The organism is Kribbella sp. NPDC051137 (assembly GCF_040682535.1).
GTDB classification, from domain to species: Bacteria; Actinomycetota; Actinomycetes; order Propionibacteriales; family Kribbellaceae; genus Kribbella; species Kribbella karoonensis.
The window spans coordinates 205801-230384 of record NZ_JBFBBI010000008.1 but is presented as its reverse complement, the minus strand read 5'-3'; the positions used below and the strand labels follow the sequence as shown (position 1 = coordinate 230384).

Genomic DNA, 24584 nt, shown 5'->3' with positions numbered 1-24584 from the left:
GTCCTTCCCCAGAGAGGTTTACGTGCCCACCAGGTGCTGCCGGTGGGCACGGGTCTGTTTCGGTGTGTTCCAGCCGAGGACGCCGACGATCCGGCCCGCGTCGCGGTAGTGCGCGACGAACCGCTCGCCGACGGTGCCCTCGGCAACCATCAGGTCCGCGGACGGGCGGCCGTGAAGCTGGAGCTTGGTGCCGAACTGGTCGGTCCAGAAGTACGGGACCGGGCGGTAGGGCTGGTGCTCGCCCACGATGTTGGCGGCGACGCAGAGCGCCTGCTCGGTGGCGTTCGTCCGGTTCTCCAACCGGACGAACCCGTCCTCGTGCCGCCAGCGCGCGACATCACCTGCCGCGTAGATCCCCTCACCTGCCTGACAGAACTCGTCACACACAATCCCGTTGTCGACTGTCAGCCCACTACCTTCCAACCACCCGGTCGCCGGTGTCGCCCCCAACGCGACCACCGCCACATCGGCCGGCAACACCTCCCCACCCACCAGCCGTACGCCGCTCACCCGCCCGTCCACGTCCTCCAGCCCGTCCACCGCACACCCCAGCCGAAGCTCAACCCCCTCAGCCGCGTGCAAGTCCCCCAGCAGCGCTCCGACCACCGAACCGAGCTGCGCCTCCATGAGCGCCGCCTGCGGCCCGGCAAGCGTCACCGCAAACCCGAGCTTGCGAACGGTCGCGGCGATCTCCGCCCCCAAGACCCCGTCGCCCACCACCACAACCCGCGGCCCTCTGGCAGCTCCGCCACCACCGCCACAACGCGCACCCTCACCGACGACATCCGCGACTCCGCCGCCCGGGCGCGGACTCCCACCCCCGCCTCCAGGGGCGAGTGCTTTGCGCAGCGCAGCTGCGTCGTCGAGGGTGCGTAGTACGTGAACGCCTTCGAGGGGTGGGCCGGGAAGGTGGCGTGGGGTCAGGCCGGTAGCGATCACCACACGGTCCGCGGTGAAGGATCTGCCGGTGGTGGTGTGGACGGTGTGGTCGGACAGCGAGACCGCGGGGTCGCCGAGGACGAACTCGGCGTCGAGAGCTGAGAGCATCGCGTCGGGGCGCAACCGGGTGCGGCTCTCGTCCCAGTCCCCCAGCAGGAACTGTTTGGACAGCGGCGGCCGGTCGTACGGCGGGTGACACTCGGCACCGAGCACCGTGATCCGATCCCGGAAACCCTTGCGCCGCAGGGCTTCCGCGGTGGTCAGCCCGGCCGCGGAAGCCCCCACCACGAGCACGCTCACGAAGTCACCGGCGCGGTCAGCAACCCGACGATGCCGTCGATCAACCCGCCGGCCATCTCCTCCCACGTCGCCCGCGCCGTCGGCCGCCCCTCGGCGAGCGCCAGCTCGAACTCGGCGGTCATCTGGATGATCAGGTGCCGGGCCATGTCCCCGCGCTCGATCCGCACCGCCGGCGGCAGGTCCGCGAGATGTTCCGCGAGCCCGTCGACGACCCGCGTCAACGACGGCGAGTTCCGCGACTCCAGCAACTGGATCTCCCGCAGCCCCGGGTCGTTCATCAGCTGCGCGCTGAACCGCGCCAGCCAGCTCGGCGTCCCCAGGCTCGCCATGTGGTCGGTCGCCGACCGCACCAGGACCGTCACCCAGTCCCGGACGTCGGGCTCCGCGCCGAGCTCCGCGAGCAGTTCCCGCCGCCGCGCCTCGACCGGCTCCGCGTGCTTGCGGACGATCGCCCGGACCAGGTCGGTCTTGGTTCCGAAGTGGTACCCGACCGCGGTGTTGTTGCCCTGCCCGGCCGCTTCGCTGATCTGCCGGTTCGACACCTCGTGCACGCCGCGCTCGGCGAACATCCGCTCCGCCGTCGCCAGGATCAGCTCCCGGGTCGCGTTCACCCGCGCCGCCCGGACCTCTTTCGCCATCATCACCAGATCACCCTTACCTCCCGCAGCCCGCCGACGAGCAGCCCCTCGACCAGGGGCAGTTCCGCGGACGGCACAGCCAGCGCCAATGTCGGCAACCGACGCAACAACACTTCCAGTACGACCTGCAACTCGGTCCGCGCCAGCGACTGCCCGATGCAGGAATGCGGCCCGGCGCCGAACGCGAGGTGCACGTTCGGGCTCCGGGTCAGGTCCATGTCCGCGGCGTCCGCGAAGATCCGCTCGTCCCGGTTCGCCGAGGCCATGCTGCACACCGCGGTGGTCCCCGCGGGCAGTACGCCGTCGGACAGCTCGAGCTCCTCGGTGACGTACCGGATCATCCCGAACCCGGCGTTCGCGTCGTACCGCAACGCCTCCTCGACCGCCGTCCGGACGAGGGCCGGGTCGGCGAGCAACTGCTCCCAGCGGGTGCGATCGGCGAGCAGCATCGCCATCATCTTGCCGATCATGTTCGTGGTGGTCTCGTGCCCGGCGATCAACAGGCCCATCCCGGTGGAGACCAGCGCCTCGTCGGTGAGCTTGTGTCCGGCCGCGTCGGTGCCGGTGATCAGGTCGCTGAGCAGATCGGTGCCGGGCTCGGCACGCTTCGCCTCGATGTGCCCGGTCATGTACGCCGCGAACTCGGCGTGCGCGGCCTCCATGTCCGCGGCGGAGTACCGGCTGAGGTTGAGGAACGTGTCGGACCAGTACGAGAACCGCTCCCGGTCGGACGCCGGTACGCCGAGCAGCTCGCAGATCACCCACACCGGCAGCGGGAACCCGAGCGCCGCCTTCAGGTCGGCCGGCTGACCGCCCGCGACCATACCGTCGACGAGCTGGTCGGCCATCGCCTCGATCGACGGCCGGAGCGCCGCCATCCGCTTGGCGGTGAACCACTTGGTGATCATCCGGCGCCAGCGCTGATGACCGTCCCCGGACTGCGGCACGCCGGGCCGCCGCCGGTCGAAGACGCCCGTACCTTCCGCGGACACCCGCGCGGACCCCTCCGCCGTCCGGCTGAACCGGGCGTCGGACAGCACCTGGCGGACGTCGTCGTACCGGGTGAGCAGGGTCGCCTGGTCACCGCTCGGCAGTTGCACGTGCGCCACCGGGCACTGCTGCCGGAGCCTCTCCCACTCGGGCGGCGGTTCGATCGCGTCAACGGGTGGGATCGGGTACCGGACGAGCTGCTGCTCACTGTCGGTCACAGGCCATCACCTCCGTGTGGTTGTGTTCCCAGCTTGCCTCGCCCACTTGTTTAAGTCAACTGCCTGACTTAGGCTATTGGTTGCAGAAACCAACTATCTAGTTCAGCCTCAGGAGGCTGTCGTGTCCGCTTCATCCGTGCGCGCCGGGGCCGTCGTGCCGGTGCTCGCCTCGGCCGGAATCACGGTCGCGCTGATGCAGACCCTGGTGATCCCGCTGGTCCCCGAGCTGCCGCGGCTGCTGCACGCCTCGGCCGCCGGGACCGCCTGGGCGATCACCGCCACCCTGCTCGCGGCCGCGGTCGCGACCCCGATCATGGGTCGTCTCGGCGACATGTACGGCAAGCGCCGGATGCTGCTGATCAGCGTCGGCATGCTGGTCGCCGGCTCGGTGGTCGCCGCACTGAGCAGCTCGTTGGTCCCGATGATCGCCGGCCGGGCGCTCCAGGGCCTGGCGGCCGGCGTGATCCCGCTCGGCATCAGCATCATGCGCGACGAGCTGCCGTCCGAGAAGATCGGCACGGCGGTCGCGCAGATGAGCGCCTCGCTCGGCGTCGGCGGCGCGCTCGGGCTGCCGGCGGCCGCTCTGCTGGCCGAGAACTTCGACTGGCACACGTTGTTCTGGGTGTCGGCCGCACTCGGCGTGATCGTCTTCGGGCTGATCCTGCGGTTCGTCCCGGAGTCGTCGGTGCGCTCCGGCGGCCGGTTCGACCTGCTCGGTGGGATCGGGCTGTCGGTCGGCCTGATCTCGTTGCTGCTGGCAATCTCCCAGGGCGCGAGCTGGGGCTGGACCGGCGGCCGGACCCTCGGCCTGTTCGCGCTCGCCGTCGTCGCGCTGCTCGCCTGGGGCTGGTGGGAACGCCGTACCACCGAGCCGCTCGTCGACCTGCGGACCACCGCGCGGCCGCAGGTGCTGCTGACCAACCTCGCGTCGATGGTGTTCGGGTTCGCGATGTTCGCGATGTCGCTGGTCCTGCCGCAGTTGCTGCAGATGCCGAAGGCAACCGGTTTCGGGCTCGGTCAGTCGATGCTCACGTCCGGCCTGGTGATGGGCCCGTCCGGCCTGATCATGCTGGTCGCGGCCCCGTTCTCGGCGAAGATCTCCAGCACCCGCGGGCCGAAGGTGACGCTGATGCTCGGCGCGCTCGTGGTCGCCGCCGGGTACGGCGTGGGCAGCGTGCTGATGAGCTCGGTCTGGGAGCTCGTGCTGGTGTCGCTGCTGATCGGCACCGGGATCGGCCTGGCGTACGGCGCGATGCCCGCGCTGATCATGTCCGCCGTACCGGTCTCGGAGACCGCGGCCGCGAACAGCTTCAACACGCTGATGCGGTCGATCGGTACGTCGGTGTCCAGCGCGGTGGCCGGCGTGATCCTGGCCAACCTCACGATCAGCCTGGGCGGCTACACCCTGCCGTCGCAGAGTGGCTTCCGGGTCGTCCTGCTGATCGGCGCCGGCGCCGCGCTCACCGCACTGGTCGTCGCGTCGTTCATCCCCGCCCGCCGCTCCGCCGCCCCGGCTCCGGCCGGTGCCTTCGCGGACAGTTCACTCGAGGACCGGGTCGGGCTCGCGGACAGCTGACGCGTGGACGGCGGCGTGGTCGACGTCGCTGTGCGTCAACGCCAGGTAGGCGACGAGCACGGCGAACAGCAGCAGCCCGACCAGGGTCACGGGGCCGATGCCCCAGCCGACGCCGCCGTACCGGCTGTCCTTGCCGAGCCAGTCGGCGATCGACGCACCGAGCGGCCGGGTCAGCACGTACGACGCCCAGAACGCGATCGTGACGTTGAGACCCAGCTTCCACAGGCCGAGCGGTACGACGATGAGCACCGCGAACAGCAGGATCGACCAGGTGAAGCCGAGCCCGAAGTCGATCGCGGTGGCGTCGCCGACGGCGGTTCCGAGACCGAACGTGAGCAGAACGACGCCCCAGTAGAACCGTTCCCGCCGGGCGGTGGTGATCGAGTGCACCGAGATGGTGCCCTCACTGCGCCGCCACCAGGTCAGCAGAGCGCAGAGCAACCCGAGGTAGACGATCGAGTCGAACCAGTACGGCGTACCGAGTGCGACGTGCGGTCCGTCCGCGATCATCGTGCCGAACAACGCGACACCGAGCACGGTGACCCAGTAGCGCACCGGGTGGTAGGTGGTGGCTTTCAGCTGCAGGTAGAGGGCGGTGGAGAAGGTACCGACCCCGACCACGGCGGCCAGCGGGATGCTGACGGTGCCGAGGTAGTCCGACGCGGTCTCGCCGATCCCGGTGGTCAGCAACTTGACCGCCCAGAACATCAGGAACACCGCGGGGACCTTCGGGGCCGGGAAAGCTCTTGTTCGCATGGCCCCGAAGGCTAGGTGGAACCAGCTGAGAGTTACCTGATCCCGGCGAGGAAGTCGAGGGTGCGCTGCAGCACCAGCTTCGCCGCGGCCTCGTCGTAGCCAGGCAGCGAGGAATCCGCGAACAGGTGCTCCTTGCCGGGGTACAGGAACAGCTCGACGGTGTCGACCGCGGCGGTCAGCGCGCGGGCCGCGTCGATGTCACCGCCCTCCTCGGCGAAGAACGGGTCCTCCTCCATCGCGTGGATCTGCGCAGGCACACCCTCCGGCCAGCTGCCGAACTCCTCGGCCGGCAGGCACGAGTAGTAGAACAGTCCGCCGGCCGCACCCGCCCGGGTCTGGGTGAGCTGCTGCGCGGGCACCACGCCGAGCGAGAACCCGGCGTACACGACGTTCGCCGGCAGGTCCTGCGCGGCCGCGACACCGCGCTCCGCGATCACGCCGAAGCCGGTCGCCCGGGCGTAGTCCATGCCCTCGTCGAGGGTGGCGTAGGTGTTGCCCTCGTAGAGGTCCGGCGTGTGGACCGTGTGGCCCGCCTGCCGGAGCTCGTCGGCGAACGCCTTCACCCCTTCGGTCAGCCCCTGCGAGTGGTGGTACAGCACGACCTCGGCCATCATCAACTCCAATGATCCAAATATCTCGAACAATCGGCGATGCTAGTCTATTCGAACCATGTCAAGCAATAAGCCGGTTCCTGACTACGAGCTCGCGGACACCGTCGAGCTGACGACCGCGGAGCAGGTGCGGGCGATCAGCGACCCGTTGCGGACCACGATCCTGGGGCTGCTGCACGAGCGCGCCGCGACCGTGACCGAGCTGGCCACCGCGGTCGGGCGGCCGAAGAGCACGGTCGCGCACCATGTGAAGGTGCTGACCGAGGCGGGCATCCTGCGCGTGGTCCGGACCCGGCGGGTGCGGGCGATCGAGGAGCGCTTCTACGGGCGGGCGGCGCGGATGTTCTTCGTCGGGCTCGGCCGGCAGGGCGCGGACGGGCAACTGCCGCACGACTTCAACGACTTCGAGGTCGCGGCCCAGGAGTCCAAGCCGGCGTACGACGCGGGCGAGATGCGCTCGTTCATCCGGCACGCCCGGATCCCCGACGAGCGGGCCGCGGAGTTCTGGCAGCAGGTGGACGCGTTGATCCACACGTTCGACCAGCTTCCCCGGGCGGGTGGTACGACGTACGGCTTCACCGTCGGGCTCTACCCGATCGGCGACTACCCGACGCTGCCACCGGCCGAGGACGAGGGCTGATCTCCTTCGGCCGCGATCCGGTCGATCACCCCGATCAGCCGCTCGAGGACGTCCCGGACCACGGCATACTCCTGCTCGCCGAACTCCTGCTCGAACCGCTCCTCGAGGTCGGCGAGATACTCGAAGCCGTCCCAGGACACGTCCAGCCCGTGCTCGGTGTAGGTGACGATCTTCGCGCGGCGGTCGTCCGGATCGGCCTTCATCTCCAGGAGATCGAGCGCGACCATGTCGCGGATCACCTCACCCATCGACTGCCGGGTGATCCCGGCCCGCACGGCCATGTCCGCGGCCCGGGCGCCTTCGGCGTGCAAGGTGGCGAAGACCGAGTTGTGCGCCATCTTCACCTCGGGGTGCCCGTCGGCGTGCGCCTTCCGCACCATCTCCGTCTGGAGCGCGCGATTGGCCCGGTCGATCAGCGCGATCAGCGGTTTGTGCTTCGGTCCGCGCCTCTGAGCTCTTGACATACCGTAAGGATACCTTCCAATATTTTGACAGGAATCCTTACGGTATCAGGGAGGGGCCCGATGGATCCCAGGGAGCTTCACCCAGCGGTGGCCGGGCTGTTCGCGCGGGGACGCGGGCGGTCGACAAGGGTCGCCATCGAGCAGGAGTACGTGGTCTTCGCGGCGAACGGGGGCGTGGTGCCGATCGAGGACGTCCGGCAGGCGGTCGCGGGATCGCCGTACGTCAGCTTCGAGCCTGGCGGGCAGCTGGAGCTGAGCCTGCCCCCGTCGCCGGACCCGGTCCGCGACCTGTGCCGGACGACCGCCGCTCTGCGCCGTCGGCTCGGCGGGATCACGCTGCGGCCGATCCCGGTCGATCCGCGCGAGGACGTGCCGTTGCAGCTGACCTCGCCTCGTTACGTCGCCATGCAGCGGCACTTCGACCGGATCGGGCCGGCCGGTCGGGTGATGATGCGCCGGACCGCGTCCACGCAGTTCTGCCTGGACTGGTGGCCCGGCCGCGCGGGCCTCGAGCAGTGGCGGGTGCTGAACCTCGCCGGTCCGGCGCTGGCCGCGCGCTTCAACCGCAGTGGACGGCTCGCTGTGTGGCAGGCGGTCGATCCGGCGCGGACAGCGTTCGACGATCGGCTGCTGTACGGCGACGACCCGGTCGCGGCGTACACGGCCTTCGCCGCGGCCGCCACCGTCTTCGTCGACGGGCCCGCCGGTCACCTGAGCACGCTGTTCCCGCCGGTACGTCCGCGCGGGACCTATCTCGAGGTCCGCTACTTCGACGCGCAGGAACCGCACGTGGTCGGGCGGATCGCCGGAATCCTCCGGAAACTCATGTACGACAACGCTTTCCGGCATGACGTACTCCGGAGAACCCGTTGCACAGAAGGGATGTGGCGCGATGAACGGCGTACTGTTCGTCACCGATCCGCTGCCCGGCTTGCAGGCTGACATCGACGCGAGCGTCGGGCTGATGGCCGCGACCCAGGACCTGGACCTCGACGTCTGGTGCTGCGAGCCGGAGGACCTTGCGGTCGTGGACGGCCGGCTGCACGTACAAGCCCGGCGGATCCGGCTGCGGCCGCGGGTGCCCGGCGACGACCACCGGTGGATCGTCGACCCGACCTGGTACGACGACCTCGGTACGTCGGTCGTGGACGTCGCGGCGTTCGCGCTCGTACACCTCCGGATCGACCCGCCCGTCGACGCGCGGTACCTGCACACGACGTACCTGCTGGATCTCGCCGGCACGCGGGTCGTGAACCGCCCGGCAGGCATCCGCGCGCTGCACGAGAAACTGGTCGCGCTGCGGTTCCCCGAACTGTGCCCGCCGACCTATGTCGGCGCGGATCCGCAGGCACTGCGGTCGTTCGTGACGCGCGTCGGCACGGCGGTCGTGAAACCGGTCGACGGGTTCGCGGGGAACGGTGTCTGGCTGGTCCGCGACGACCAGGGCACGATCGCGCTGCTCGAATCGGCGACGGCCGGCGGCCGGCGGCAGGTGATCGCCCAGCAGTATCTCCCGGCGGTTGCGCAGGGCAACAAGCGGTTGTTCCTGCTGGACGGTGAGCTCGCCGGCGCGGTGGTCCGCCGCCCGGCCGCCGGCGACTTCCGGATCGGTCCACCGGTGGCCGCGGCCGGGATCGACGAGCACGACCGCGCGATCGTCGCCGCCCTCGGACCTGAACTCCGCAAGCACGGCCTGGTCGTCGCGGGCGTCGACGTGATCGACGGCCGGCTGATCGAGGTCAACGTCACCTGTCCCGGCGGCATGCACAAGACCGACGCGCTGCTCGGGACGCGACTGAGTCACACCATCGTGAGCAGTTTGTTCGAAGGAGCACTCTTATGAGCGCCATCACCGTGATCTGCATCGCCCTGCTGGGCATCCTGCTGTTCCTGCTCGGCGCCAACGTGACCCGCAACCGCGCGATCCGGGGTGCGGGCAACCAGCTGCCGACCGACCCCGCCGACCCGTTGCTGATCGCGGTCCGCGCGCACGGCAACGCGGCCGAGTACATCCCCACGATGATCGCGCTTCTCGTGGTCTGCTCCGCGCTGTCCAGCAGCTGGGTGGTCGACGTCCTCGCCGTCGCATGCGTCGTCGTCAGGTTCACCCACGCCGTCGGCATGCTGCGCTCGAGGACGCTCGCGTCGTACGGGCAACTCCGCGCCATCGGTGCCTCCGGCACCTATCTGGTCGGGGTCGCGCTCGGCGTCACCGCGCTCGCGACGATCTGACCTGGGTCGGCGTACTGCCGGTGTGCTGCCGGAACACTCGCGCGAAGTGCTGACTGGAGCTGAAGCCGAGGCTCAGCGCGAGTGCGGTGACCGTCACGTCGCTGGACTCGAGCAACTGGCGGGCGCGGTCGATGCGGCGTTCGTTGAGGTAACGGTGCGGCGGCTGGCCGAGCTCGGCGGCGAACAGCTCGGCCAGGTACGCCGGTGCCAGTCCGGCACGGTCCGCCAGCTCCGTCAACGTCCAGCGTTCGTGGAACTCCTGGTCCAGCAGGCGTTTCACCGTCCGTACGGCGGGATGCATCGGGAGCTGCGGTACGGCGGACGGGGCGAGCGACCGGGAGAACGCGAGCACCAGGTGGTCGACGGCGAGCGTCAGCCCGGTGTCGGCGTACTCGTACCGGGTCGTGAGCTCCCGGACCAGCTGCGCGAACGCGTACGTGAGCTCGCCGGCCTCCCGGTGGACAACCCCCGACGGCATCGCGAGCCCGGGATGACGCCGGCGTACGACGTCGAGGTCGACGGCGGCGAAGAAGAAGTGGTGGTTTCCGGAGCGGCCGGCGAGGTGGTGCCTGACACCGGGCGGTACGGCGAACAGGTTGCCCGGGTGCAGCGCGTAGCTCTCACCGTCCGCAACCCAGTGCGTGATGCCGTGCTGCTGCAGGTAGATCTCCCAGACGGGATGCTCGTGCGGCTGGATCAGGAACTGCTCCGGGACCCACTGTTCACCGGCGTGCAACAGGCCGCTGGCCGGCGTGAACCCTTCGGCGTGGAAGCCGGCGCGGAGCCCGTCGGGTCGGTACAGGGACACCTGAAGATTGTGTCCGTCCGACTGAACATCGGCAACGCTTCTTCTGCGTCCTCTCCCTAGGTTGATCACCATGGACGCTGACGACATTGCCTTCTACCAGGAGCACGGGTACTGGATCTCGCCGGTGATCGTGCCGTCCGACGTACTCGACGCGGCCGAGCGCGGGATGGAGCGGTTCTACGCGAACGACCACGACCACGTGCTTCCCGACGTACCGGCGACGCGGGGCTGGCGGCCCGAGCACGGAGACGTGCTGCGGAAGAACGACTACTCGTCGTTGCGGGTCGACGAGCTGGCCGCGCTGGTGCGTCACCCGGCGATCGCGGAGACGGCCGCCGCGCTGTCCGACGCGGACGGTATCCGGTTGTGGCACGACCAACTGCTGTACAAGCCGCCCGGCGGGTCGGCGAAGGTCGGGTGGCACACGGACCGGCAGTACTGGCAGTCGTGTACGTCGGACAACATGCTGACGGCCTGGGTCGGGTTCCACGACGTCGACGAGCTGAACGGGGCGGTCGCCTTCATGCCGGGCAGCCACCGGTGGTCGGTGACCGGGCTGGACTTCTTCTCGCAGGACGCGGCCGGGCTGGAGGCGTCGATCGTCGAGCAGGGCTTCGACCCGGCTCCTGTCGTACCGTCGATGAAGCGCGGCCAGGTCAGCTTCCACCACTGCCGGACCGTGCACGGCAGCTCGGCGAACCGCAGTACGGCGCCGCGCCGGTCGCTGGCCATCCACCTGCAGCCGTCGGACAACCGCTGGCGTCCCGGATCCGGCCATCCGAACGACGAACTGGTCCGCCGCACCCCGGACCCCGACTACTCAGACCCCGTGATCCAGCCGCAGCTCTGGCCGTTGGTTTAGCGCCCAGCCGAACTGCTCCCACACGTCGCAGGCCTCGTGAGCGAACCGACCGGGCTCGTCGGCGGGTGAGACCGGGGCGTGCGTGACGACGCGCTCGTCGACCTGCCCGCCGAGTGCGCGCAACCGGTCCGCGAGCGCGTGCGCATGCGACGTCGCCTGGTTCGGGATGATCGTGTCCGCGGGCGACCACACCAGCCGTACGGCGATGCCGGCCAGCTCGGCGGCGTACGAGATCGGGCTCCGGCGGGCGTAGTCGCCGGGCAGCTCGGACGGTGGCCCGCCGACCTCCTCCTGGATGGTCGCCTCGACGCCCAGGAGTGCGTCGCTCGCGCGGCCGTCCCGGATGTCGTCGTGCCAGCGTGCGAGATCGACCAACGGGTTGACGGCCCACACCGCGCGGACCGCGTCGGCGTGCTGGGCGGCGAACACCAGAGCCTCCTGGCCGCCCATCGAGAGGCCGCCGACGGTCACCACATCGGTCTCGTGGACATCCTTCGCGACCGCCCAGGTGGCGTCGAGGTGGTCCTGCCACGCCAGCGAGTTGCCGAGCAGCACCCGCCCACGACTACGCGGCGCGACCACGACCTGGCCGTTGGCCTCGGCCGCGGCGAGTGCACCGTCGAGCGGCCTGATCAGCAGGTCGCCGGCGGGTTCGCCGTACAGCACCGCCTCGGGCGTGAAACCGAACGGATGGAACAGCACGGTCACACCGCGTACCGGACCGTCGGGCACCCCCACGAGATACTCCCTGTCACCGGTGTGCAGGCGGTGCACGTCCATCAGACCCTCCTCGGAGACGGATTCGGAGAATCTTACGGTTCTGGCGTCATGGATCGGACGGGCGAGCGTCTCAGGGCGTACGGGTCACCTGCCGGCCAGGTAGGTGACCACGATCGGTAGTCAAACGGGGATCTGCCATGTTGATCGACAAGCTGCGTAAGCCACTACCCACCGCCACCGCTCCGGAACCGGAGCAGCCGGTATCAGATCCGGCCCCCGGACGCGGCCGACATCGACTGAGCGGTCCCAGCAACGAAGCTGTCTTCCGGCCGTTGCTGCAGTCGCTGGCCGCCGGTTCGGACCCGGCGCCGCACGCGGCCGCGGCAGGACGCCGGCTGGCGGAGCGGGAGGTCCCGCTGACGATGGCTCTCGACGTACTGCGGCAGACGTACCGGACGGTCGGCGAGGAGCCGTCGTTCGAGGCGATCCGGATCCTCTGCCAGAGCTGGACCGAGTGCACGCTGACGTACCTGCACGCGTCGTCCTGCGAGGACCACGGCACCGGGCTCGCCACCACGCCGCACCTCCGGACCCGGCTGACGGAGCTCTACCGGATCGCCGAACGCCAGGGCTGGTACCTCCCCGACACCCACATCCTGGTGATCGCCGAACCGGTGGCCGCACAGCCGTGCGACTCCCAGCTCGCCAATCTCGGCGGCGCGATCCGTACCGCGTTCCGCGACCCCGAGGTGATCGCCCGGCTGGGCGCGGTCCGGGTGGCCGCGATCGTGCACGCCGACGACCATCTCACCGAACACCTCGGCACTTTGCGGTCGATGATCGGCTACTGGCCGGAGAACGGCGAGCCGAGCACGGCCGGCACTCCCCGCACCAAGGTCTGGTCCGAGCGGCTCCCCACTCTGTCGGACTGGTCCGACAGCTTCGTCAACGACCTCGCGCTGGGCTGAGCCCGTTCACCAGCGCGGTCAGGCCGACCGCGAACTCGTGGTCCGGGCCGAGTGCCTGGACCTCGGCGGCCAGCCGGAACAAGTGCTCGGCGCCGGGCGGTACGTCGTCCGGCGTCCGGAAGGTGATGTCGCTGCCGTCGCGGGCGGTCTGCTGCTCCAGCGTGGCGCCGATCGTGTAGCGGGAGACCGCGACGAAGGCCAGGATCGCGTCGGCCCCGGTGAAGCCGTGCCGCTCCAGGAACGACACCTGGGCGATCGCGTTGCCGAGCTCCGGTGCGCGCGGGCCCGCGACGGCGAGCAGGCGGGCGCCGTCCCGGACTCCGAGCATCGCCCGGCGCAGACTCCGCGCGTTGCGGACCAGGAACGCCCGCCAGTCCTCGCCTGACTCCGGGAGCCGATCGGTATGCCCGCGCTCCAGGACCTCCGCGGCGACCGCGCTGAGGATCGCGTCCTTGTCCTGGAAGTGGTGGTACAGCGCCGGCTGGCGAACGCCGAGCCGCGCCGCGATCGCGTGCAGCGACAACTTGTCCAGCCCGCGCTCGTCCAGCACCGCGATCGCGGCCGCCACGATCGCGGCCCGATCCGTCCGTCGCTGCTGAGGCACGACCGCACCGTACCCGCGCGAACCCGGAGGCGTGAAACTTATCGGTGATAAGCTTCGGCCGACCACGCACCGTGACGAAGGAGTGACCGATGGCCGACGGGGACGCCTGGACCGGAGTCGTCGTGAAGAAGTCCCGCGCGATGTACGACGGCGCGAACCTCTACCGCAAACTCGAGGTACGGCTGGACGGCGGCGAGGTCCGCGACGTCAAGGTGAAACGCGACCTGTGGAAGTCCCTCGAGGTCGGCGACCGCGTCTCCAAGGCGGCCGGCGCCGACCCCGAGCGCGGCTGATACGCCGAAGAAGGCGGCTGTTTGCTCACGATCCGGGCGGTCGCGGGTCCTCGTGTCGCGGACTCGCGGAAACTGGCGCATAGTGGAACTCTCATGCTGCCCAATCGCGCGACGACGCGTCGTCACCTGTCCACGAGCCCCTTCGCCGCCAAGGTTTCCGAGTCAGTCAGAAGTTTCGACGTCGGTGAGCGCGTCTCCCACGACAAGGAAGGGCTGGGCTCCGTCCGTTCAGTCGCCCCCGACGGCGCGGTGATCGTCGATTTCGGCGGCGACAGACTGGTCCGTGTCCTCCCGCCCTTCGCCAAACTTCACGCCCTCTGACCAGCGCAAGCGCCCTCAGCCGATGCCCTTGAGCAACTGGCGGGCCATCACGATGCGCTGGACCTGGTTGGTGCCTTCGTAGATCTGGGTGATCTTGGCGTCGCGCATCATCCGTTCGACCGGGTAGTCGTGGGTGTAGCCGTAGCCGCCGAGGAGCTGGACGGCGTCGGTGGTGACGGCCATCGCGGTGTCGGAGGCGAAGCACTTGGCGGCGGCTCCGAAGTACGTGAGGTCCTTGTCGTCGCGCTCGGACTTCGCGGCGGCGGCGTAGGTGAGCTGCCGGGCGGCCTCGATCTTCATGCCCATGTCCGCGAGCATGAACTGCAGGCCCTGGAACTCGGCGATCGCCTTGCCGAACTGCTTGCGTTCCTGGACGTAGCCGAGCGCGTAGTCGAGCGCGCCCTGGGCGATCCCGAGCGCCTGCGCGGCGATCGTCACCCGGGTGTGGTCGAGGGTCTGCATCGCGGTCGCGAAGCCGGTGCCCTCGGCGCCGATCATCCGGGACGCCGGGATCCGGACGTTGTCGAAGTACACCTCGCGGGTCGGCGAGCCCTTGATGCCGAGCTTCTTCTCCGGCGCCCCGAACGACACGCCCTCGTCGGCCTTCTCGACCACGAACGCGCTGATGCCCTTGGACCGGGCGTTCGGGTCGGTCACCGCGAACACCGTGTAGAAGTCCGAGACGCCGGCGTTGGTGATCCACCGCTTCACGCCGTTGAGTACGTATTCGTCGCCGTCGCGCACCGCGCGGGTCTTCATCGACGCCGCGTCCGAACCGGCCTCCGGCTCTGACAGGCAGTACGAGAACATCGAGTCGCCCGAGGCGACCGGCGGCAGGTAGCGCTGCTTGACCTCGTCCGAGCCGGACAGCAGCAGCGGCAGCGAGCCGAGCTTGTTGACGGCCGGGATCAGTGACGTCGACGCGCACGCGCGGGCGACCTCCTCGATCACGATCACCGTGGCGAGTGCGTCCGCGCCGGCCCCGCCGTACTGCTCCGGGATGTGCGGCGCGTGGAAGTCGGATGCCTTCAGCGCGTCGTACGACGCCTTCGGGAACTCGGCCAGCTCGTCCACGTCCCCCGCGTGCGGGGCGACCTTGGCGTCGCAGACGTCGCGAACGGCCTCGCGGATCGCCTGGTGCTCCTCGGACAGCGCGTACAGCTCGAATGAGTTACTCACGAGTCACACAGTACGACGAACAACCCGTGCGTGGCGTGCGTCGTACGCCGAAAGTGAGCAAGTACGCACGGAATGGAAGACCGGCAGACATGAGCCGGTCACCGGCTGATAACCACGATGGGTAGAGTCCCCGACATGAGTGAAGCGACGTCCCGACCGCTCCGGATCGCCGTCATCGGCACCAACTACCTCGGCGCGAACACGGCCGCCGGGATGGCCGAGTTCGGTTTCGACGTGATCGGGGTCGAGATCGACGAGCACCGGCTGAAGCTGCTGAACGACGGCAAGGCCCCGCTGTACGAACCCGGGCTCGACCCGCTGCTGAAGAAGCACGTGGACTCCGGCCGGCTGCGGTTCACCAAGGACTACAGCGAGATCGCCGACTGGGCCGACGTGCACTTCGTCTGCGTCGGTACGCCGCAGCTCGAGGGCAGCGAGGCCGCCGACCTGGCGCAGGTGCACTCGGTCGTCGACATGCTCGCGCCGCTGCTGACCAGGCCGGCGCTGGTGGTCGGCCGCTCCACGGTCCCGGTCGGTACGTCGAAGATCGTCGAGGCGCGCTTCCACGCCGAGTCCCCGGCCGGCACCGGCGTCGAGATCGCCTGGCAGCCGGAGTTCCTCCGTGAGGCGCACGGCGTCGACGACACGCTGCACCCGGACCGGCTCGTCTTCGGCGTCCAGTCCGAGGCCGCCGAAACGACGCTGCGGGAGGTGTTCGCGACCCCGATCGCCGAGGGCTCCCCGGTAGTGGTCTGCAACCTGCCGACCGCCGAACTGGTCAAGGCCGGCGCGAACGCGTTCCTGGCCACGAAGATCTCGTTCATCAACGCGCTCGCGGAGATGGCCGACGCGACCGGCGCCGACGTCACCCAGCTCGCCGACGCGCTCGGGTACGACAAGCGGATCGGCCGCGGCATGCTGAACGCCGGCCCCGGGTACGGCGGCGGCTGCCTGCCGAAGGACCTGCGCGCGTTCATGCACCGGGCCGGCGAGCTCGGCGTCGAGGAGGTCATCACGCTGCTCCGCGAGGTCGACGACATCAACCACCACCGGCGTGCCCGGATCGTTGACCTCACCCACGAGATGCTCGGCGGCGAGTGGTCCGGCAAGAACGTCACCGTGCTCGGCGCCGCGTTCAAGGCCGGTACGGACGACGTCCGCGACTCGCCGGCGCTCGACGTGGCCGGCCGGATCCAGCTGCACGGCGCGAGCGTCACGGTCTACGACCCGGAGGCGATGGAGAACGCCCGCCGTGTCCGGCCCACCCTGCGTTACGCCCAGTCTGCCGTCGACGCCTGCCGCGACGCCCACGCCGTACTGCACCTCACCGAGTGGCCTGAGTTCCGCGAACTCGACCCGGCCGTCCTGAAGGACGTCGTCAGCACCCCGGTCGTCGTCGACGCCCGCCTCAGCCTGAACGCCGAAGCCTGGCGCGCGGCCGGCTGGACGTACCGCGCCCCCGGCAAGCCTTAGGCGACGGTCGCCGCACGGACGACGGGCCGGGTCAGAACGATGCACCCGGTGAGGGCGGCCAGGACCGAGATCATCAGGCAGACGCCGGTGATCCCCACGCCGCGGACGTCGGCCAGGCCGCCCAGCACCGGGTTCATCACCATCAGCGCGATGTTCTGGCTGAGTACGACGATGGACTGCAGGCGGGACTGGAACTCACGCTCCACCGAGTTCATCAACAGCGGCAGCACGTGACCGGTGAACGTGCCGACGCCGATCCCGCTGACGACGCCCGCCGCGAAGGTCAGCGGCAGCGGGTCGAGCTGCGAGAGGCCGAGCAGCCCGACCGCCGCGAGCAACAGACCGAGCGCAGCGAAGATGCCCGGTCGCGGGAACGCGCCCCGCATCAGGATCCGCAGCGCGATCACCCCGACGCCGAGGCTGCGGCTCGCGATCAGCAGTCCGGCGGTCGCGGCGTTCCAGCCGTGATCGCGCGCGAGCAGCGGGAACAGCAGGGCGTCGAGCGGCATCAGCAGGCCGGCCGCGACGAACATCGTGATCAGCAGCGCGCGGGTCAGCGGACGGCCGAAGGCCACCCGGATCCCGGCGCCGATCGACCGCAGCATCCCCGTCGGCACCCGGCCAACCGGAGCGATCGTCTTCCGCAACACGATCAGTACGGCGATCATCACGCCGAACGTCAGCGCGTCGAACCCACCGGCCGCCTTCAACCCCGACCAGCTGACCAGCACACCGCCGACCGCCGTACCCGTGACCGCGAACACCACGCCCGTCACCTGGAAGCTCGCGAGCGCCCGCGGCACCTGCTGCGGCGGGACGAGCAGGCGGGGCATCGCCCGCGACGACGGCAGGAAGAACGCGTCGATGGAGCCGACCACCAGCGCCAGGATCACCAGCAGCCAGACCGGCTCCCCCACGGCTGCCGACGCCGGCACCAGCGTCGCGGTCACCACGAACATCGCCGTGCAGCTGGCGAGGAGCACCCGGGGTGCGCCGTAGCGGTCGCCGACCGCGCCACCGATCAGGAGCAGGGCGGCGCGGGGTGCGGCGGCGAGCAGCAGGATGAGGCCGGCGACGCTGCCGCCGTGGCGGGTGGCGGACCAGCCGATGCCGAAGCTCATCGTCAGGTCGCCGAGGAGGGACACGGCAGCGCCGAAAAGCCAGATCCAGTAGCGGACCGGAATGCGCTGCGTGTCCGATTCAGTGGGCGGAGTCACGATCGACGACCTTAAACGACAACCGATGGGATCTCATGACTACCCGCCCCCGTCCTGTCAGACCAGCACCCAGCTCAGCCTTTACGCAACTCTGCCGCCCCGTCACGCACCGTGCTGCCCTTCGCCCGGGCAGCCTCCGCGAGCGACTCCTGGAAACCGATCATCCGGTCCCGCAGCACCTCGTCGGAGGCGGCCAGGATCCGGACCGCCAGCAGTCCCGCATTCCGAGCGTTCCCGATCGAGACCGTCGCAACCGGAACTCCGGCCGGCATCTGCACGATCGACAGCAGCGAATCCATCCCGTCGAGGTACTTCAGCGGCACCGGTACCCCGATCACCGGCAGCGGAGTCACCGACGCCAGCATCCCGGGCAGGTGCGCGGCGCCGCCGGCGCCGGCGATCAGCGCCTTGAGGCCGCGCTCGTGCGCCGACTTTCCGTAGTCGATCATCTCGGTCGGCATCCGGTGCGCCGAGATCACGTCTGCCTCAAAGGGCACGCCGAACTCGGTGCACACCTCGGCAGCCGCCTTCATCGTCGGCCAGTCGCTGTCCGACCCCATCACAATGCCGATCACGGCCAACTCTCCTATTCGTCGATGGTGCCGGTCAGGTAATCGGCCGCGTGCCGCGCCCGGGAACGGGTCTCCTCGAGGTCGTCGCCGTACGCCGTGACGTGGCCGACCTTGCGGCCCGGCTTCACCGACTTCCCGTAGAAGTGCACCTTCAGCCCCGGGTCGCGGGCCAGGCAGTGCAGCAGCCCGCGGTGCATGTCCGCGACGTCGCCGCCGAGCACGTTCACCATCACGGTGTACGGCGCTCGCGCGGCCGGCGAGCCGAGCGGCAGGTCGAGCACCGCGCGCAGGTGGTTCTCGAACTGGGACGTGACCGCGCCGTCGATCGACCAGTGGCCGGTGTTGTGCGGGCGCATCGCGAGCTCGTTGACCAGCAGCCGGCCGTCGCGGGCCTCGAACATCTCGACCGCGAGGACGCCGACGACGCCGAGCTCGCCGGCGATCCGGAGCGCGGTCTGCTGCGCCTGCGCGGCCTTCGCCGGGTCCAGCCCGGGCGCCGGCGCGGTGACCTCGACGCAGATCCCGTCGCGCTGCACGGACTCGACGATCGGGTACGCGACCGCCTGGCCGTGCGGCGACCGGGCCACGATCGCGGACAGCTCGCGGACGAAGTCCACCTTCTCCTCGGCCAGGATCGGTACGCCGCTGCCGAACGCGGTCGCGACCTGCGGGTCGTCCGGCCCGTCGACGAACCAGACGCCCTTGCCGTCGTACCCGCCGCGGGTCGTCTTCAGGATGATCGGGAAGCCGCCCACCCGCTTGGCGAAGTCCGCGACGTCGGCGGGCGTCTCGACCACCTGGTGTGCGGGGGCGGGCGCGTCGAACGTGTCCAGCCGGGCACGCATCACGGCCTTGTCCTGGGCGTGTACGAGCGCGTCCGGGCCGGGGCGCACCTGCACTCCGTCCGCCTCGAGCGCGTGCAGCAGGTCGGTCGGCACGTGCTCGTGGTCGAACGTCACCACGTCGCACTCGGCGGCGAACCGGCGTACCGTCTCGGGGTCCTTGTAGTCGCCGACCGGGGCGTCCGCGACCGCCTGGGCGGCCGAGACCGCGGGGCCTTCGGCGAGCACGCGGAGCTGGACGCCGAGCGCGACGGCGGCTTCCTGGGTCATCCGGGCCAGCTGGCCGCCGCCGACCATGCCGACCACGGGGGTACCGACGGGGAGATCCTTGCGATCGAACTTCACGGTTGTGAGCCTAACCGGGCCGATTTCGGCCTCGCCCCCTGGCCGGGTACCGTGGGAAGCTGCCCTGCCGTCGCGGTGTGATCACAGAAGGTTCCGAACCCCGTTGAAGCTCGTCACCAAGCTGTACCACCAGTTCCAGCACCTGGTGCACGAAGTGGCCAAGTTCGGTCTGGTCGGTGTGCTCGGTCTGGTCGTGGACCTGCCGATCTACAACTGGCTCGTGTTCAACAACCCGTTGGTGCTCGGGGACTCCGGGATCGGCATGCTGCACCACAAGCCGCTGACCGCGAAGCTGATCTCGACCACGGTCGCCACGGTCGCGACGTACTTCGGGAACCGGTACTGGACGTGGCGGCACCGCGAGCGCTCCGGGCTGCACCGGGAGTACGTGCTGTTCTTCGTGCTGAACGGGATCGGCCTGCTGATCGCGGCCGGCTGTCTGGCCTTCTCGCGGTACGTGCTGGACCTGCACACCTGGCTGTCGGACAACATCGCCGCGAACTTCGTCGGCCTCGGCCTCGGCACGCTGTTCCGGTTCTGGTCGTACCGGAAGTTCGTCTTCAAGGAAGAGATCGCGCTCGACGAGGTCGAGCACACCCCGGCGCCGGACTCCCCGGCGGAGCTCGACGGGGAGTCCACGGGCGACCTGCCCGTCGTGCGCTGAGTCACTCGCCGTTCAGCGGAGCGCCCGGGTCCTTGATCCGTGCGTAGACGTTGTCCGCGAAGCTCGCGGGGACCTTGCCCAGCGACCGGATCACGGTGGTCGCTCCGGTGAAGCGGCCGACGGCGTACAGGTAGGCCGTGTCGGTGTCCTTGTCGATCCCGAGCAGGACCGTGCCGTACACACCGCACTTCTGGGCGAGCAGCGTCTCGAAGCCCTGCCAGGTCCTGCCGCGGACCTGCTTCACGACCGGCTTCAGCGGTGCACCCGTCGGGATGTGGATCGTGTAGAGCGCGCCGCCCCGGGTGTTGGCGACGAACGTGTCGTACGTCGCGGCCTTGCTGACCAGCGCCATCGACTTCACCGCCGCGAACCCGGGCGCGGAGCCGGCGCTCCGCCAGACGCCCTTCGAGCTGACGGTCCAGCGGAACAGGACGCCGTCGTTCCGCAGGCCGTAGACGGTCCACCGGGAGATGCCGGCCTGGGTCGGGCCCTGGTACTCGGCCTCCTCGACCGTCGTGAAGCTCCCCCAGCCGCCACCGATCCGGCGCAGTCCGGCCGGCCGGTCGGCGGTCCCGTCGTGCGCGCTGTACGTCGCCTGGTACAGGGCGTCGCCGATGATGACGTAGCCGTACACCGAGTACCCGCCGAAGCCGTCGTCGAGCACCGCCATGCTCGCCATTTCCTTCACCTGGCCGGGTGCGAACGCACCCCTCCCGAGCGATGCCGGCGTGCCGCGCGGCGGCGTGGTCGACACGACCGCCACATAGTTGTGGTCCCCCGCGGCCGTGATCGACGAGGCGCTCAACCCGCAGTTGGCCGCCGTCGTGGCAGCGGCGGTCGTCGGCACCAGCGTCGCGGTGACCAGGACGGCCGCCGCGATCGTTCCGAGTGGTTTGATCATTGACCCACCCCCTTTATCTGCCTTGATGATCGCGCGAACGCGATGGTTGTATGCGGGCATGACTGAGATCGAGGTGCGGACGGCCGGCGTGGCCGACATGGATGCGGTGCGGGCCGTCTTCAGCGGCGCGATGATGTTCGACCCCGGGGCGGAGAGCGATCTCGACCGGCAGCTGGCCGAGGTCGAGCGGACACTGGTCGCGACCGACGGCCCGGAGGTCGTCGGGACCGTGACCGCGCGGACCCGCGATCTCTCGGTGCCCGGTGCGGTGGTGGCCGCCGCGCACGTGACCGGCGTGGGCGTCCGGGCGACCTATCGTCGGCGCGGCGTGATGTCGCGGCTGATCGGGCGGCAGCTCCGCGACGTACCGGAGGCGATCGCGGCGCTGTGGGCGAGCGAGTCGGCGATCTACGGGCGCTTCGGGTACGCCGCGACCGCCCGGGAGGCGGGCTACGAGATCGACCTGCACCGGGTTGGTCCGACCAACGACCGGATCCGTCCGGGCGCACTCGGCGTACTGACCGTCGACGAGGCGTTGAAGGAGCTTCCGGCGGTGTTGCGCCGGCTGCAGGAGCAGCGCCCCGGCATCTCCGGGCGATCGGACGCGCGGTGGCAGAAACGCCTGCTGGACAAGCCCGAGGAGCGCAACGGGCGGACGGCGCGGCAGATCCTGGTGCACCGCGACGAGAACGGCGCGATCGACGGGTACGCGCTGTGGCGCGGCAAGATGAACTGGCTCCCGGTCGGCCCGGCGAACGAGGTGCTCGTCGAGGAACTCGTCGCGCCGGACGCCACGGCGTACCGGGAGATCTGGCAGCACCTGCTGACGATGGACCTGAGCGCGAAGCTGATGTACGGACACGCCGCGCTGGACGAGCCGCTGCAGCAGCTCGTCACGACGACGACCGCGCTCGAGCGGCGCGTGAGCGAGTCGCTGTGGCTCCGGGTGACCGACGTACCGCGGGCGCTGCAGCAGCGGCAGTACGTCGTACCGGTCGACGTCGTGCTCGACGTCCGCGACGACCTGATCGAGGCGAACACCGGGCGGTTCCGGCTGACCGCCGACGGGTCCTCGGTGAGCTGTGAGCGCACCGGCGACCCGGCCGACCTCAGCCTCTCGGTGACCGAGCTCGGCGCGGTCTACCTCGGCGAACGCGCACTGGCCGAGTTCGCCGCCACCGGACGCGTCGTCGAGCACACGCCCGGTGCTGTGAATCGGGCGACCGCCGCGTTCCGCTGGCCGGTCTCGCCGGTCAGCCTCGAGATCTTCTAGCGGTCGTCGCCGGAGCTGAAGATCGTGTCGCCGTCGTCCCCGCGCTGCTGCTTCGGCGGCTGTACCGGCGGGCGGCGGCGCATGTGCTCCGGCGGCTCCTCGTCGTCGAGGATGCCGTCGCCCATCTTGCCGTCCGGCCCGCCGAACAGCAGGTCGGACATCTGCAGGTGGACGTGCTCGACGTGCGGTACGTCGGGCAGCACCACCTGACCGCGCTCGCCGGCGGACTCGATGTGCAGCGTGCCGCAGCCGAGCATCCGGTCGATCAGGCCGTGCTCGTAGGACACGTCGTTGATCCGCATCAGCGGGATGTCCCGCCCGGTCCGGGTGAGCACGCCGTGCCGGGTGATCAGCCGCCGGTTGGTGATCGTGTACGTCGAGAAGAACCAGTCCAGGAACGGCCGGACCGCGAACGCCGCGAGGATCACCACGCCGACCGCGAGGATCGCGATCCGGGCCGGCTGCTGCAGCGACCCGTTCGGCACGATCGCGGCCAGGAAGCCGCCGAGGGCGGCCACCACCAGCAGCAGGAAGACCGGCCCGATCAGCGCCTTCCAGTGCGTCCGGGTGCTGACGACGACGTACTCGTCCTCACCCAACAACTTCGCCGAGATCGCCATACCCCCAGTCTCACAGGTCGCGGGTTCGGTTGTCCTGTCCCGACACGATCGGACTCCAAAGATGGTTTAACACTTCACAAAGTGCATACAGTGAGCCAGGATGCGCGAAGGGTTGTCAGCTGAGGGACGAGAGGAAGCCGTGATGGCAGTCTTGTCGATACTCGACCGGGAGCACACCGTCGCACCGCCGGGATACAGCCGCTGGCTGATTCCGCCGGCCGCACTGGCCGTTCACCTCTGCATCGGCCAGGCGTACGCGACCAGCGTCTACAAGACCTCGATGGTCAAACACTTCGGCAGCAGTCAGACGGCCGTCGGCGTGGTGTTCAGCATCGCGATCGTGATGCTGGGGCTGTCCGCCGCCGTCGGCGGCACGTGGGTGGAGCGCAACGGCCCGCGGAAGGCGATGTTCGTCGCGGCCTGCTTCTGGGCGTCCGGCTTCCTGGTCGGCGCCCTCGGCGTCGGCACCGGCCAGCTCTGGCTGGTCTACCTCGGGTACGGCGTGATCGGCGGCATCGGGCTCGGGATCGGGTACATCTCCCCCGTCTCCACACTGATCAAGTGGTTCCCGGACCGGCCCGGGCTCGCGACCGGCCTGGCGATCATGGGCTTCGGCGGCGGCGCCCTGGTGGCCAGCCCGCTGTCCCGGCAGCTGCTCGGCCTGTACGACTCCGGCTACGACCCGAACGTCAGTACGTCGGTCGCGGGCGGAGGCGCACTCGTCGGGCTGTTCCTGACCCTGGGCGTCGGGTACTTCGTGATCATGATGTTCGGCGTCTTCAACATCCGGGTGCCGGCCGACGGCTGGGCACCGGACGGCTTCGACGCGGCAGCCGTCCAGCAGAAGACTTTGGTGACCAGCGGGAACGTGTCGGCGGCGAACGCGATCAGGACGCCGCAGTTCTGGTTCCTGTGGATCGTGCTGTTCTGCAACGTGACCGCGGGGATCGGCATCCTCGAGCAGGCCAGTCCGATGATCCAGGACTTCTTCCGCGGCTCCTCCGGCAAGTCGACGGTTGCTGTCGCGGCCGCGGCCGGGTTCGTCGGACTGCTGTCGATCTTCAACATGGGCGGGCGATTCGGCTGGTCGACGACGTCGGACGTCATCGGGCGCAAGCCCATCTACGCGATGTACCTCGGCGTCGGGATCATCGCGTACTTGCTGCTCGGCACCGTCGGGCACACCAGCACCGTGGTCTTCGTGCTGCTGGCGGCGGTCATCATCTCGTTCTACGGCGGCGGTTTCGCGACCGCGCCGGCGTACCTGCGGGATCTCTTCGGCACCTACCAGGTCGGCGCGATCCACGGGCGGCTGCTGACCGCGTGGTCCGCGGCCGGGATCGCCGGGCCGCTGATCATCAACGGATTCCTCGACCACGAGGGCAAACCCGGCACGCTGACCGCGGCGGCGTACCGGCCGGCGCTGTTCACGATGGTCGGCGTACTCGCCGTCGGCTTCGTCGCGAACCTGCTGATCCGCCCGGTCGCCGCCCGGTTCCACGAACAGCCCGCGTCGACGGTGGAGGCCACGTCATGAATCAGAGCGCACGCCTGGCGA

At 69.8% G+C, this 24584-nt stretch carries 28 protein-coding genes; 13 read left to right on the top strand and 15 right to left on the bottom strand.

The window, feature by feature from the left end; translation table 11 throughout:
• Positions 1 to 18 precede the first annotated feature (18 nt).
• The 3 genes from AB0M51_RS39155 to AB0M51_RS39145 are packed head-to-tail and all read right to left on the bottom strand — an operon-like array spanning position 19 to position 3085.
• On the bottom strand, positions 19 to 1239 hold the full coding sequence (locus AB0M51_RS39155; RefSeq protein ID WP_344199015.1) for an FAD-dependent oxidoreductase: 1221 nt from the start codon (positions 1237 to 1239) through the stop codon (positions 19 to 21).
• Positions 1236 to 1880, bottom strand: coding sequence for a helix-turn-helix domain-containing protein (locus tag AB0M51_RS39150; protein ID WP_344199017.1), 645 nt, complete (start codon positions 1878 to 1880; stop codon positions 1236 to 1238). The genes AB0M51_RS39155 and AB0M51_RS39150 overlap by 4 nt, the downstream gene beginning before the upstream one ends.
• Entirely contained in the window at positions 1880 to 3085 is a 1206-nt protein-coding gene (locus AB0M51_RS39145) for a cytochrome P450 (RefSeq protein ID WP_344199019.1), read from the bottom strand. Before AB0M51_RS39145 ends, AB0M51_RS39150 begins: the two co-directional genes overlap by 1 nt.
• A 121-nt stretch (positions 3086 to 3206) precedes the next feature.
• Here AB0M51_RS39145 and AB0M51_RS39140 point away from each other — a divergent pair, with 121 nt between their 5' ends.
• The gene (locus tag AB0M51_RS39140; protein ID WP_344199021.1) at positions 3207 to 4661 is read left to right on the top strand and encodes an MFS transporter; all 1455 of its coding nucleotides are present in this window, start codon (positions 3207 to 3209) and stop codon (positions 4659 to 4661) included.
• Here AB0M51_RS39140 and AB0M51_RS39135 read toward each other — a convergent pair.
• Both AB0M51_RS39135 and AB0M51_RS39130 read right to left on the bottom strand, forming a co-directional pair.
• A complete protein-coding gene (locus AB0M51_RS39135) occupies positions 4626 to 5417 on the bottom strand; it encodes a hypothetical protein (protein WP_344199023.1) in 792 nt (263 codons plus the stop codon). The two genes, AB0M51_RS39140 and AB0M51_RS39135, sit on opposite strands and share 36 nt — an antisense overlap.
• 32 nt (positions 5418 to 5449) lie before the next feature.
• A complete protein-coding gene (locus AB0M51_RS39130) occupies positions 5450 to 6028 on the bottom strand; it encodes a dienelactone hydrolase family protein (protein WP_344199025.1) in 579 nt (192 codons plus the stop codon).
• Between the two features lie 58 nt (positions 6029 to 6086).
• Here AB0M51_RS39130 and AB0M51_RS39125 point away from each other — a divergent pair, with 58 nt between their 5' ends.
• Complete coding sequence (locus AB0M51_RS39125) at positions 6087 to 6668, top strand: winged helix-turn-helix domain-containing protein (RefSeq protein ID WP_344199027.1); 582 nt, start codon at positions 6087 to 6089, stop codon at positions 6666 to 6668.
• On the opposite strand, the gene AB0M51_RS39120 is transcribed toward AB0M51_RS39125, so the two are convergent.
• Positions 6632 to 7132 (bottom strand): MarR family winged helix-turn-helix transcriptional regulator, encoded by a 501-nt coding sequence (locus AB0M51_RS39120; RefSeq protein WP_344199029.1) that lies wholly within the window; start codon positions 7130 to 7132, stop codon positions 6632 to 6634. The two genes, AB0M51_RS39125 and AB0M51_RS39120, sit on opposite strands and share 37 nt — an antisense overlap.
• A 60-nt stretch (positions 7133 to 7192) precedes the next feature.
• Between AB0M51_RS39120 and AB0M51_RS39115 the strand changes: the two genes are divergently transcribed.
• Genes AB0M51_RS39115 through AB0M51_RS39105 form a run of 3 tightly spaced genes read left to right on the top strand, consistent with a single transcriptional unit; the run spans position 7193 to position 9364 of the window.
• Entirely contained in the window at positions 7193 to 8074 is an 882-nt protein-coding gene (locus AB0M51_RS39115) for a glutamate-cysteine ligase family protein (RefSeq protein WP_344199031.1), read from the top strand.
• Positions 8025 to 8975, top strand: coding sequence for a hypothetical protein (locus tag AB0M51_RS39110; protein WP_344199033.1), 951 nt, complete (start codon positions 8025 to 8027; stop codon positions 8973 to 8975). The genes AB0M51_RS39115 and AB0M51_RS39110 overlap by 50 nt, the downstream gene beginning before the upstream one ends.
• Positions 8972 to 9364, top strand: coding sequence for an MAPEG family protein (locus AB0M51_RS39105; RefSeq protein ID WP_344199035.1), 393 nt, complete (start codon positions 8972 to 8974; stop codon positions 9362 to 9364). The genes AB0M51_RS39110 and AB0M51_RS39105 overlap by 4 nt, the downstream gene beginning before the upstream one ends.
• Here the strand turns inward: AB0M51_RS39105 and AB0M51_RS39100 are convergent.
• On the bottom strand, positions 9342 to 10172 hold the full coding sequence (locus tag AB0M51_RS39100; RefSeq protein WP_344199037.1) for an AraC family transcriptional regulator: 831 nt from the start codon (positions 10170 to 10172) through the stop codon (positions 9342 to 9344). The genes AB0M51_RS39105 and AB0M51_RS39100 overlap by 23 nt on opposite strands.
• Positions 10173 to 10242: 70 nt before the next feature.
• Here AB0M51_RS39100 and AB0M51_RS39095 point away from each other — a divergent pair, with 70 nt between their 5' ends.
• Positions 10243 to 11034 carry a phytanoyl-CoA dioxygenase family protein gene (locus AB0M51_RS39095; protein WP_344199039.1) on the top strand — a complete coding sequence of 264 codons (792 nt, stop codon included), beginning with the start codon at positions 10243 to 10245 and terminating at the stop codon, positions 11032 to 11034.
• On the opposite strand, the gene AB0M51_RS39090 is transcribed toward AB0M51_RS39095, so the two are convergent.
• Entirely contained in the window at positions 10993 to 11814 is an 822-nt protein-coding gene (locus AB0M51_RS39090; protein ID WP_344199041.1) for a hypothetical protein, read from the bottom strand. The two genes, AB0M51_RS39095 and AB0M51_RS39090, sit on opposite strands and share 42 nt — an antisense overlap.
• Before the next feature lie 272 nt (positions 11815 to 12086).
• Here AB0M51_RS39090 and AB0M51_RS39085 point away from each other — a divergent pair, with 272 nt between their 5' ends.
• Positions 12087 to 12722 carry a hypothetical protein gene (locus AB0M51_RS39085; RefSeq protein WP_344199043.1) on the top strand — a complete coding sequence of 212 codons (636 nt, stop codon included), beginning with the start codon at positions 12087 to 12089 and terminating at the stop codon, positions 12720 to 12722.
• Here the strand turns inward: AB0M51_RS39085 and AB0M51_RS39080 are convergent.
• Positions 12700 to 13326: a TetR/AcrR family transcriptional regulator C-terminal domain-containing protein gene (locus AB0M51_RS39080; RefSeq protein WP_344199045.1), complete on the bottom strand. Its 627-nt coding sequence runs from the start codon at positions 13324 to 13326 to the stop codon at positions 12700 to 12702. The genes AB0M51_RS39085 and AB0M51_RS39080 overlap by 23 nt on opposite strands.
• 89 nt (positions 13327 to 13415) lie before the next feature.
• Between AB0M51_RS39080 and AB0M51_RS39075 the strand changes: the two genes are divergently transcribed.
• On the top strand, positions 13416 to 13619 hold the full coding sequence (locus tag AB0M51_RS39075; RefSeq protein WP_344199047.1) for a hypothetical protein: 204 nt from the start codon (positions 13416 to 13418) through the stop codon (positions 13617 to 13619).
• 93 nt (positions 13620 to 13712) lie between these two features.
• A complete protein-coding gene (locus tag AB0M51_RS39070; protein WP_344199049.1) occupies positions 13713 to 13940 on the top strand; it encodes a hypothetical protein in 228 nt (75 codons plus the stop codon).
• A 15-nt stretch (positions 13941 to 13955) separates the two neighbouring features.
• On the opposite strand, the gene AB0M51_RS39065 is transcribed toward AB0M51_RS39070, so the two are convergent.
• A complete protein-coding gene (locus AB0M51_RS39065; RefSeq protein WP_344199051.1) occupies positions 13956 to 15119 on the bottom strand; it encodes an acyl-CoA dehydrogenase family protein in 1164 nt (387 codons plus the stop codon).
• 135 nt (positions 15120 to 15254) lie between these two features.
• On the opposite strand from AB0M51_RS39065, the gene AB0M51_RS39060 reads away from it, so the two are divergent.
• On the top strand, positions 15255 to 16592 hold the full coding sequence (locus AB0M51_RS39060) for a UDP-glucose/GDP-mannose dehydrogenase family protein (RefSeq protein ID WP_344199053.1): 1338 nt from the start codon (positions 15255 to 15257) through the stop codon (positions 16590 to 16592).
• Here the strand turns inward: AB0M51_RS39060 and AB0M51_RS39055 are convergent.
• From AB0M51_RS39055 to AB0M51_RS39045, 3 genes are all read right to left on the bottom strand, one after another.
• Positions 16589 to 17809, bottom strand: a complete 1221-nt coding sequence (locus AB0M51_RS39055) for an MFS transporter (protein ID WP_344199055.1) — start codon at positions 17807 to 17809, stop codon at positions 16589 to 16591. The two genes, AB0M51_RS39060 and AB0M51_RS39055, sit on opposite strands and share 4 nt — an antisense overlap.
• A 74-nt stretch (positions 17810 to 17883) precedes the next feature.
• The gene (gene purE, locus AB0M51_RS39050) at positions 17884 to 18369 is read right to left on the bottom strand and encodes a 5-(carboxyamino)imidazole ribonucleotide mutase (RefSeq protein WP_344200704.1); all 486 of its coding nucleotides are present in this window, start codon (positions 18367 to 18369) and stop codon (positions 17884 to 17886) included.
• 26 nt (positions 18370 to 18395) lie between these two features.
• Entirely contained in the window at positions 18396 to 19568 is a 1173-nt protein-coding gene (locus AB0M51_RS39045) for a 5-(carboxyamino)imidazole ribonucleotide synthase (RefSeq protein ID WP_344199057.1), read from the bottom strand.
• A 103-nt stretch (positions 19569 to 19671) separates the two neighbouring features.
• On the opposite strand from AB0M51_RS39045, the gene AB0M51_RS39040 reads away from it, so the two are divergent.
• Positions 19672 to 20232, top strand: coding sequence for a GtrA family protein (locus AB0M51_RS39040; RefSeq protein WP_344199059.1), 561 nt, complete (start codon positions 19672 to 19674; stop codon positions 20230 to 20232).
• Between the two features lies 1 nt (position 20233).
• Here the strand turns inward: AB0M51_RS39040 and AB0M51_RS39035 are convergent, their stop codons facing one another.
• Positions 20234 to 21133: a hypothetical protein gene (locus AB0M51_RS39035; RefSeq protein WP_344199061.1), complete on the bottom strand. Its 900-nt coding sequence runs from the start codon at positions 21131 to 21133 to the stop codon at positions 20234 to 20236.
• A gap of 58 nt (positions 21134 to 21191) precedes the next feature.
• On the opposite strand from AB0M51_RS39035, the gene AB0M51_RS39030 reads away from it, so the two are divergent.
• Positions 21192 to 22406, top strand: a complete 1215-nt coding sequence (locus AB0M51_RS39030; RefSeq protein ID WP_344199063.1) for a GNAT family N-acetyltransferase — start codon at positions 21192 to 21194, stop codon at positions 22404 to 22406.
• Here AB0M51_RS39030 and AB0M51_RS39025 read toward each other — a convergent pair.
• Positions 22403 to 23026: a PH domain-containing protein gene (locus tag AB0M51_RS39025; RefSeq protein ID WP_344199065.1), complete on the bottom strand. Its 624-nt coding sequence runs from the start codon at positions 23024 to 23026 to the stop codon at positions 22403 to 22405. The two genes, AB0M51_RS39030 and AB0M51_RS39025, sit on opposite strands and share 4 nt — an antisense overlap.
• A 142-nt stretch (positions 23027 to 23168) precedes the next feature.
• Between AB0M51_RS39025 and AB0M51_RS39020 the strand changes: the two genes are divergently transcribed.
• Positions 23169 to 24563 carry an OFA family MFS transporter gene (locus AB0M51_RS39020; protein WP_344199067.1) on the top strand — a complete coding sequence of 465 codons (1395 nt, stop codon included), beginning with the start codon at positions 23169 to 23171 and terminating at the stop codon, positions 24561 to 24563.
• Positions 24564 to 24584 lie beyond the last annotated feature (21 nt).

What these genes read in the sequence shown, in the direction of transcription:
- AB0M51_RS39150 (WP_344199017.1), bottom strand. Translation starts at nt 1,880, where the DNA reads ATGATGGCGAAAGAGGTCCGGGCGGCGCGGGTGAACGCGACCCGGGAG.
- AB0M51_RS39135 (WP_344199023.1), bottom strand. Translation starts at nt 5,417, where the DNA reads ATGCGAACAAGAGCTTTCCCGGCCCCGAAGGTCCCCGCGGTGTTCCTG.
- AB0M51_RS39130 (WP_344199025.1), bottom strand. Translation starts at nt 6,028, where the DNA reads ATGGCCGAGGTCGTGCTGTACCACCACTCGCAGGGGCTGACCGAAGGG.
- AB0M51_RS39125 (WP_344199027.1), top strand. Translation starts at nt 6,087, where the DNA reads ATGTCAAGCAATAAGCCGGTTCCTGACTACGAGCTCGCGGACACCGTC.
- AB0M51_RS39120 (WP_344199029.1), bottom strand. Translation starts at nt 7,132, where the DNA reads ATGTCAAGAGCTCAGAGGCGCGGACCGAAGCACAAACCGCTGATCGCG.
- AB0M51_RS39115 (WP_344199031.1), top strand. Translation starts at nt 7,193, where the DNA reads ATGGATCCCAGGGAGCTTCACCCAGCGGTGGCCGGGCTGTTCGCGCGG.
- AB0M51_RS39110 (WP_344199033.1), top strand. Translation starts at nt 8,025, where the DNA reads ATGAACGGCGTACTGTTCGTCACCGATCCGCTGCCCGGCTTGCAGGCT.
- AB0M51_RS39105 (WP_344199035.1), top strand. Translation starts at nt 8,972, where the DNA reads ATGAGCGCCATCACCGTGATCTGCATCGCCCTGCTGGGCATCCTGCTG.
- AB0M51_RS39095 (WP_344199039.1), top strand. Translation starts at nt 10,243, where the DNA reads ATGGACGCTGACGACATTGCCTTCTACCAGGAGCACGGGTACTGGATC.
- AB0M51_RS39090 (WP_344199041.1), bottom strand. Translation starts at nt 11,814, where the DNA reads ATGGACGTGCACCGCCTGCACACCGGTGACAGGGAGTATCTCGTGGGG.
- AB0M51_RS39075 (WP_344199047.1), top strand. Translation starts at nt 13,416, where the DNA reads ATGGCCGACGGGGACGCCTGGACCGGAGTCGTCGTGAAGAAGTCCCGC.
- AB0M51_RS39070 (WP_344199049.1), top strand. Translation starts at nt 13,713, where the DNA reads ATGCTGCCCAATCGCGCGACGACGCGTCGTCACCTGTCCACGAGCCCC.
- AB0M51_RS39060 (WP_344199053.1), top strand. Translation starts at nt 15,255, where the DNA reads ATGAGTGAAGCGACGTCCCGACCGCTCCGGATCGCCGTCATCGGCACC.
- purE (WP_344200704.1), bottom strand. Translation starts at nt 18,369, where the DNA reads ATGGGGTCGGACAGCGACTGGCCGACGATGAAGGCGGCTGCCGAGGTG.
- AB0M51_RS39035 (WP_344199061.1), bottom strand. Translation starts at nt 21,133, where the DNA reads ATGATCAAACCACTCGGAACGATCGCGGCGGCCGTCCTGGTCACCGCG.
- AB0M51_RS39030 (WP_344199063.1), top strand. Translation starts at nt 21,192, where the DNA reads ATGACTGAGATCGAGGTGCGGACGGCCGGCGTGGCCGACATGGATGCG.
- AB0M51_RS39025 (WP_344199065.1), bottom strand. Translation starts at nt 23,026, where the DNA reads ATGGCGATCTCGGCGAAGTTGTTGGGTGAGGACGAGTACGTCGTCGTC.
- AB0M51_RS39020 (WP_344199067.1), top strand. Translation starts at nt 23,169, where the DNA reads ATGGCAGTCTTGTCGATACTCGACCGGGAGCACACCGTCGCACCGCCG.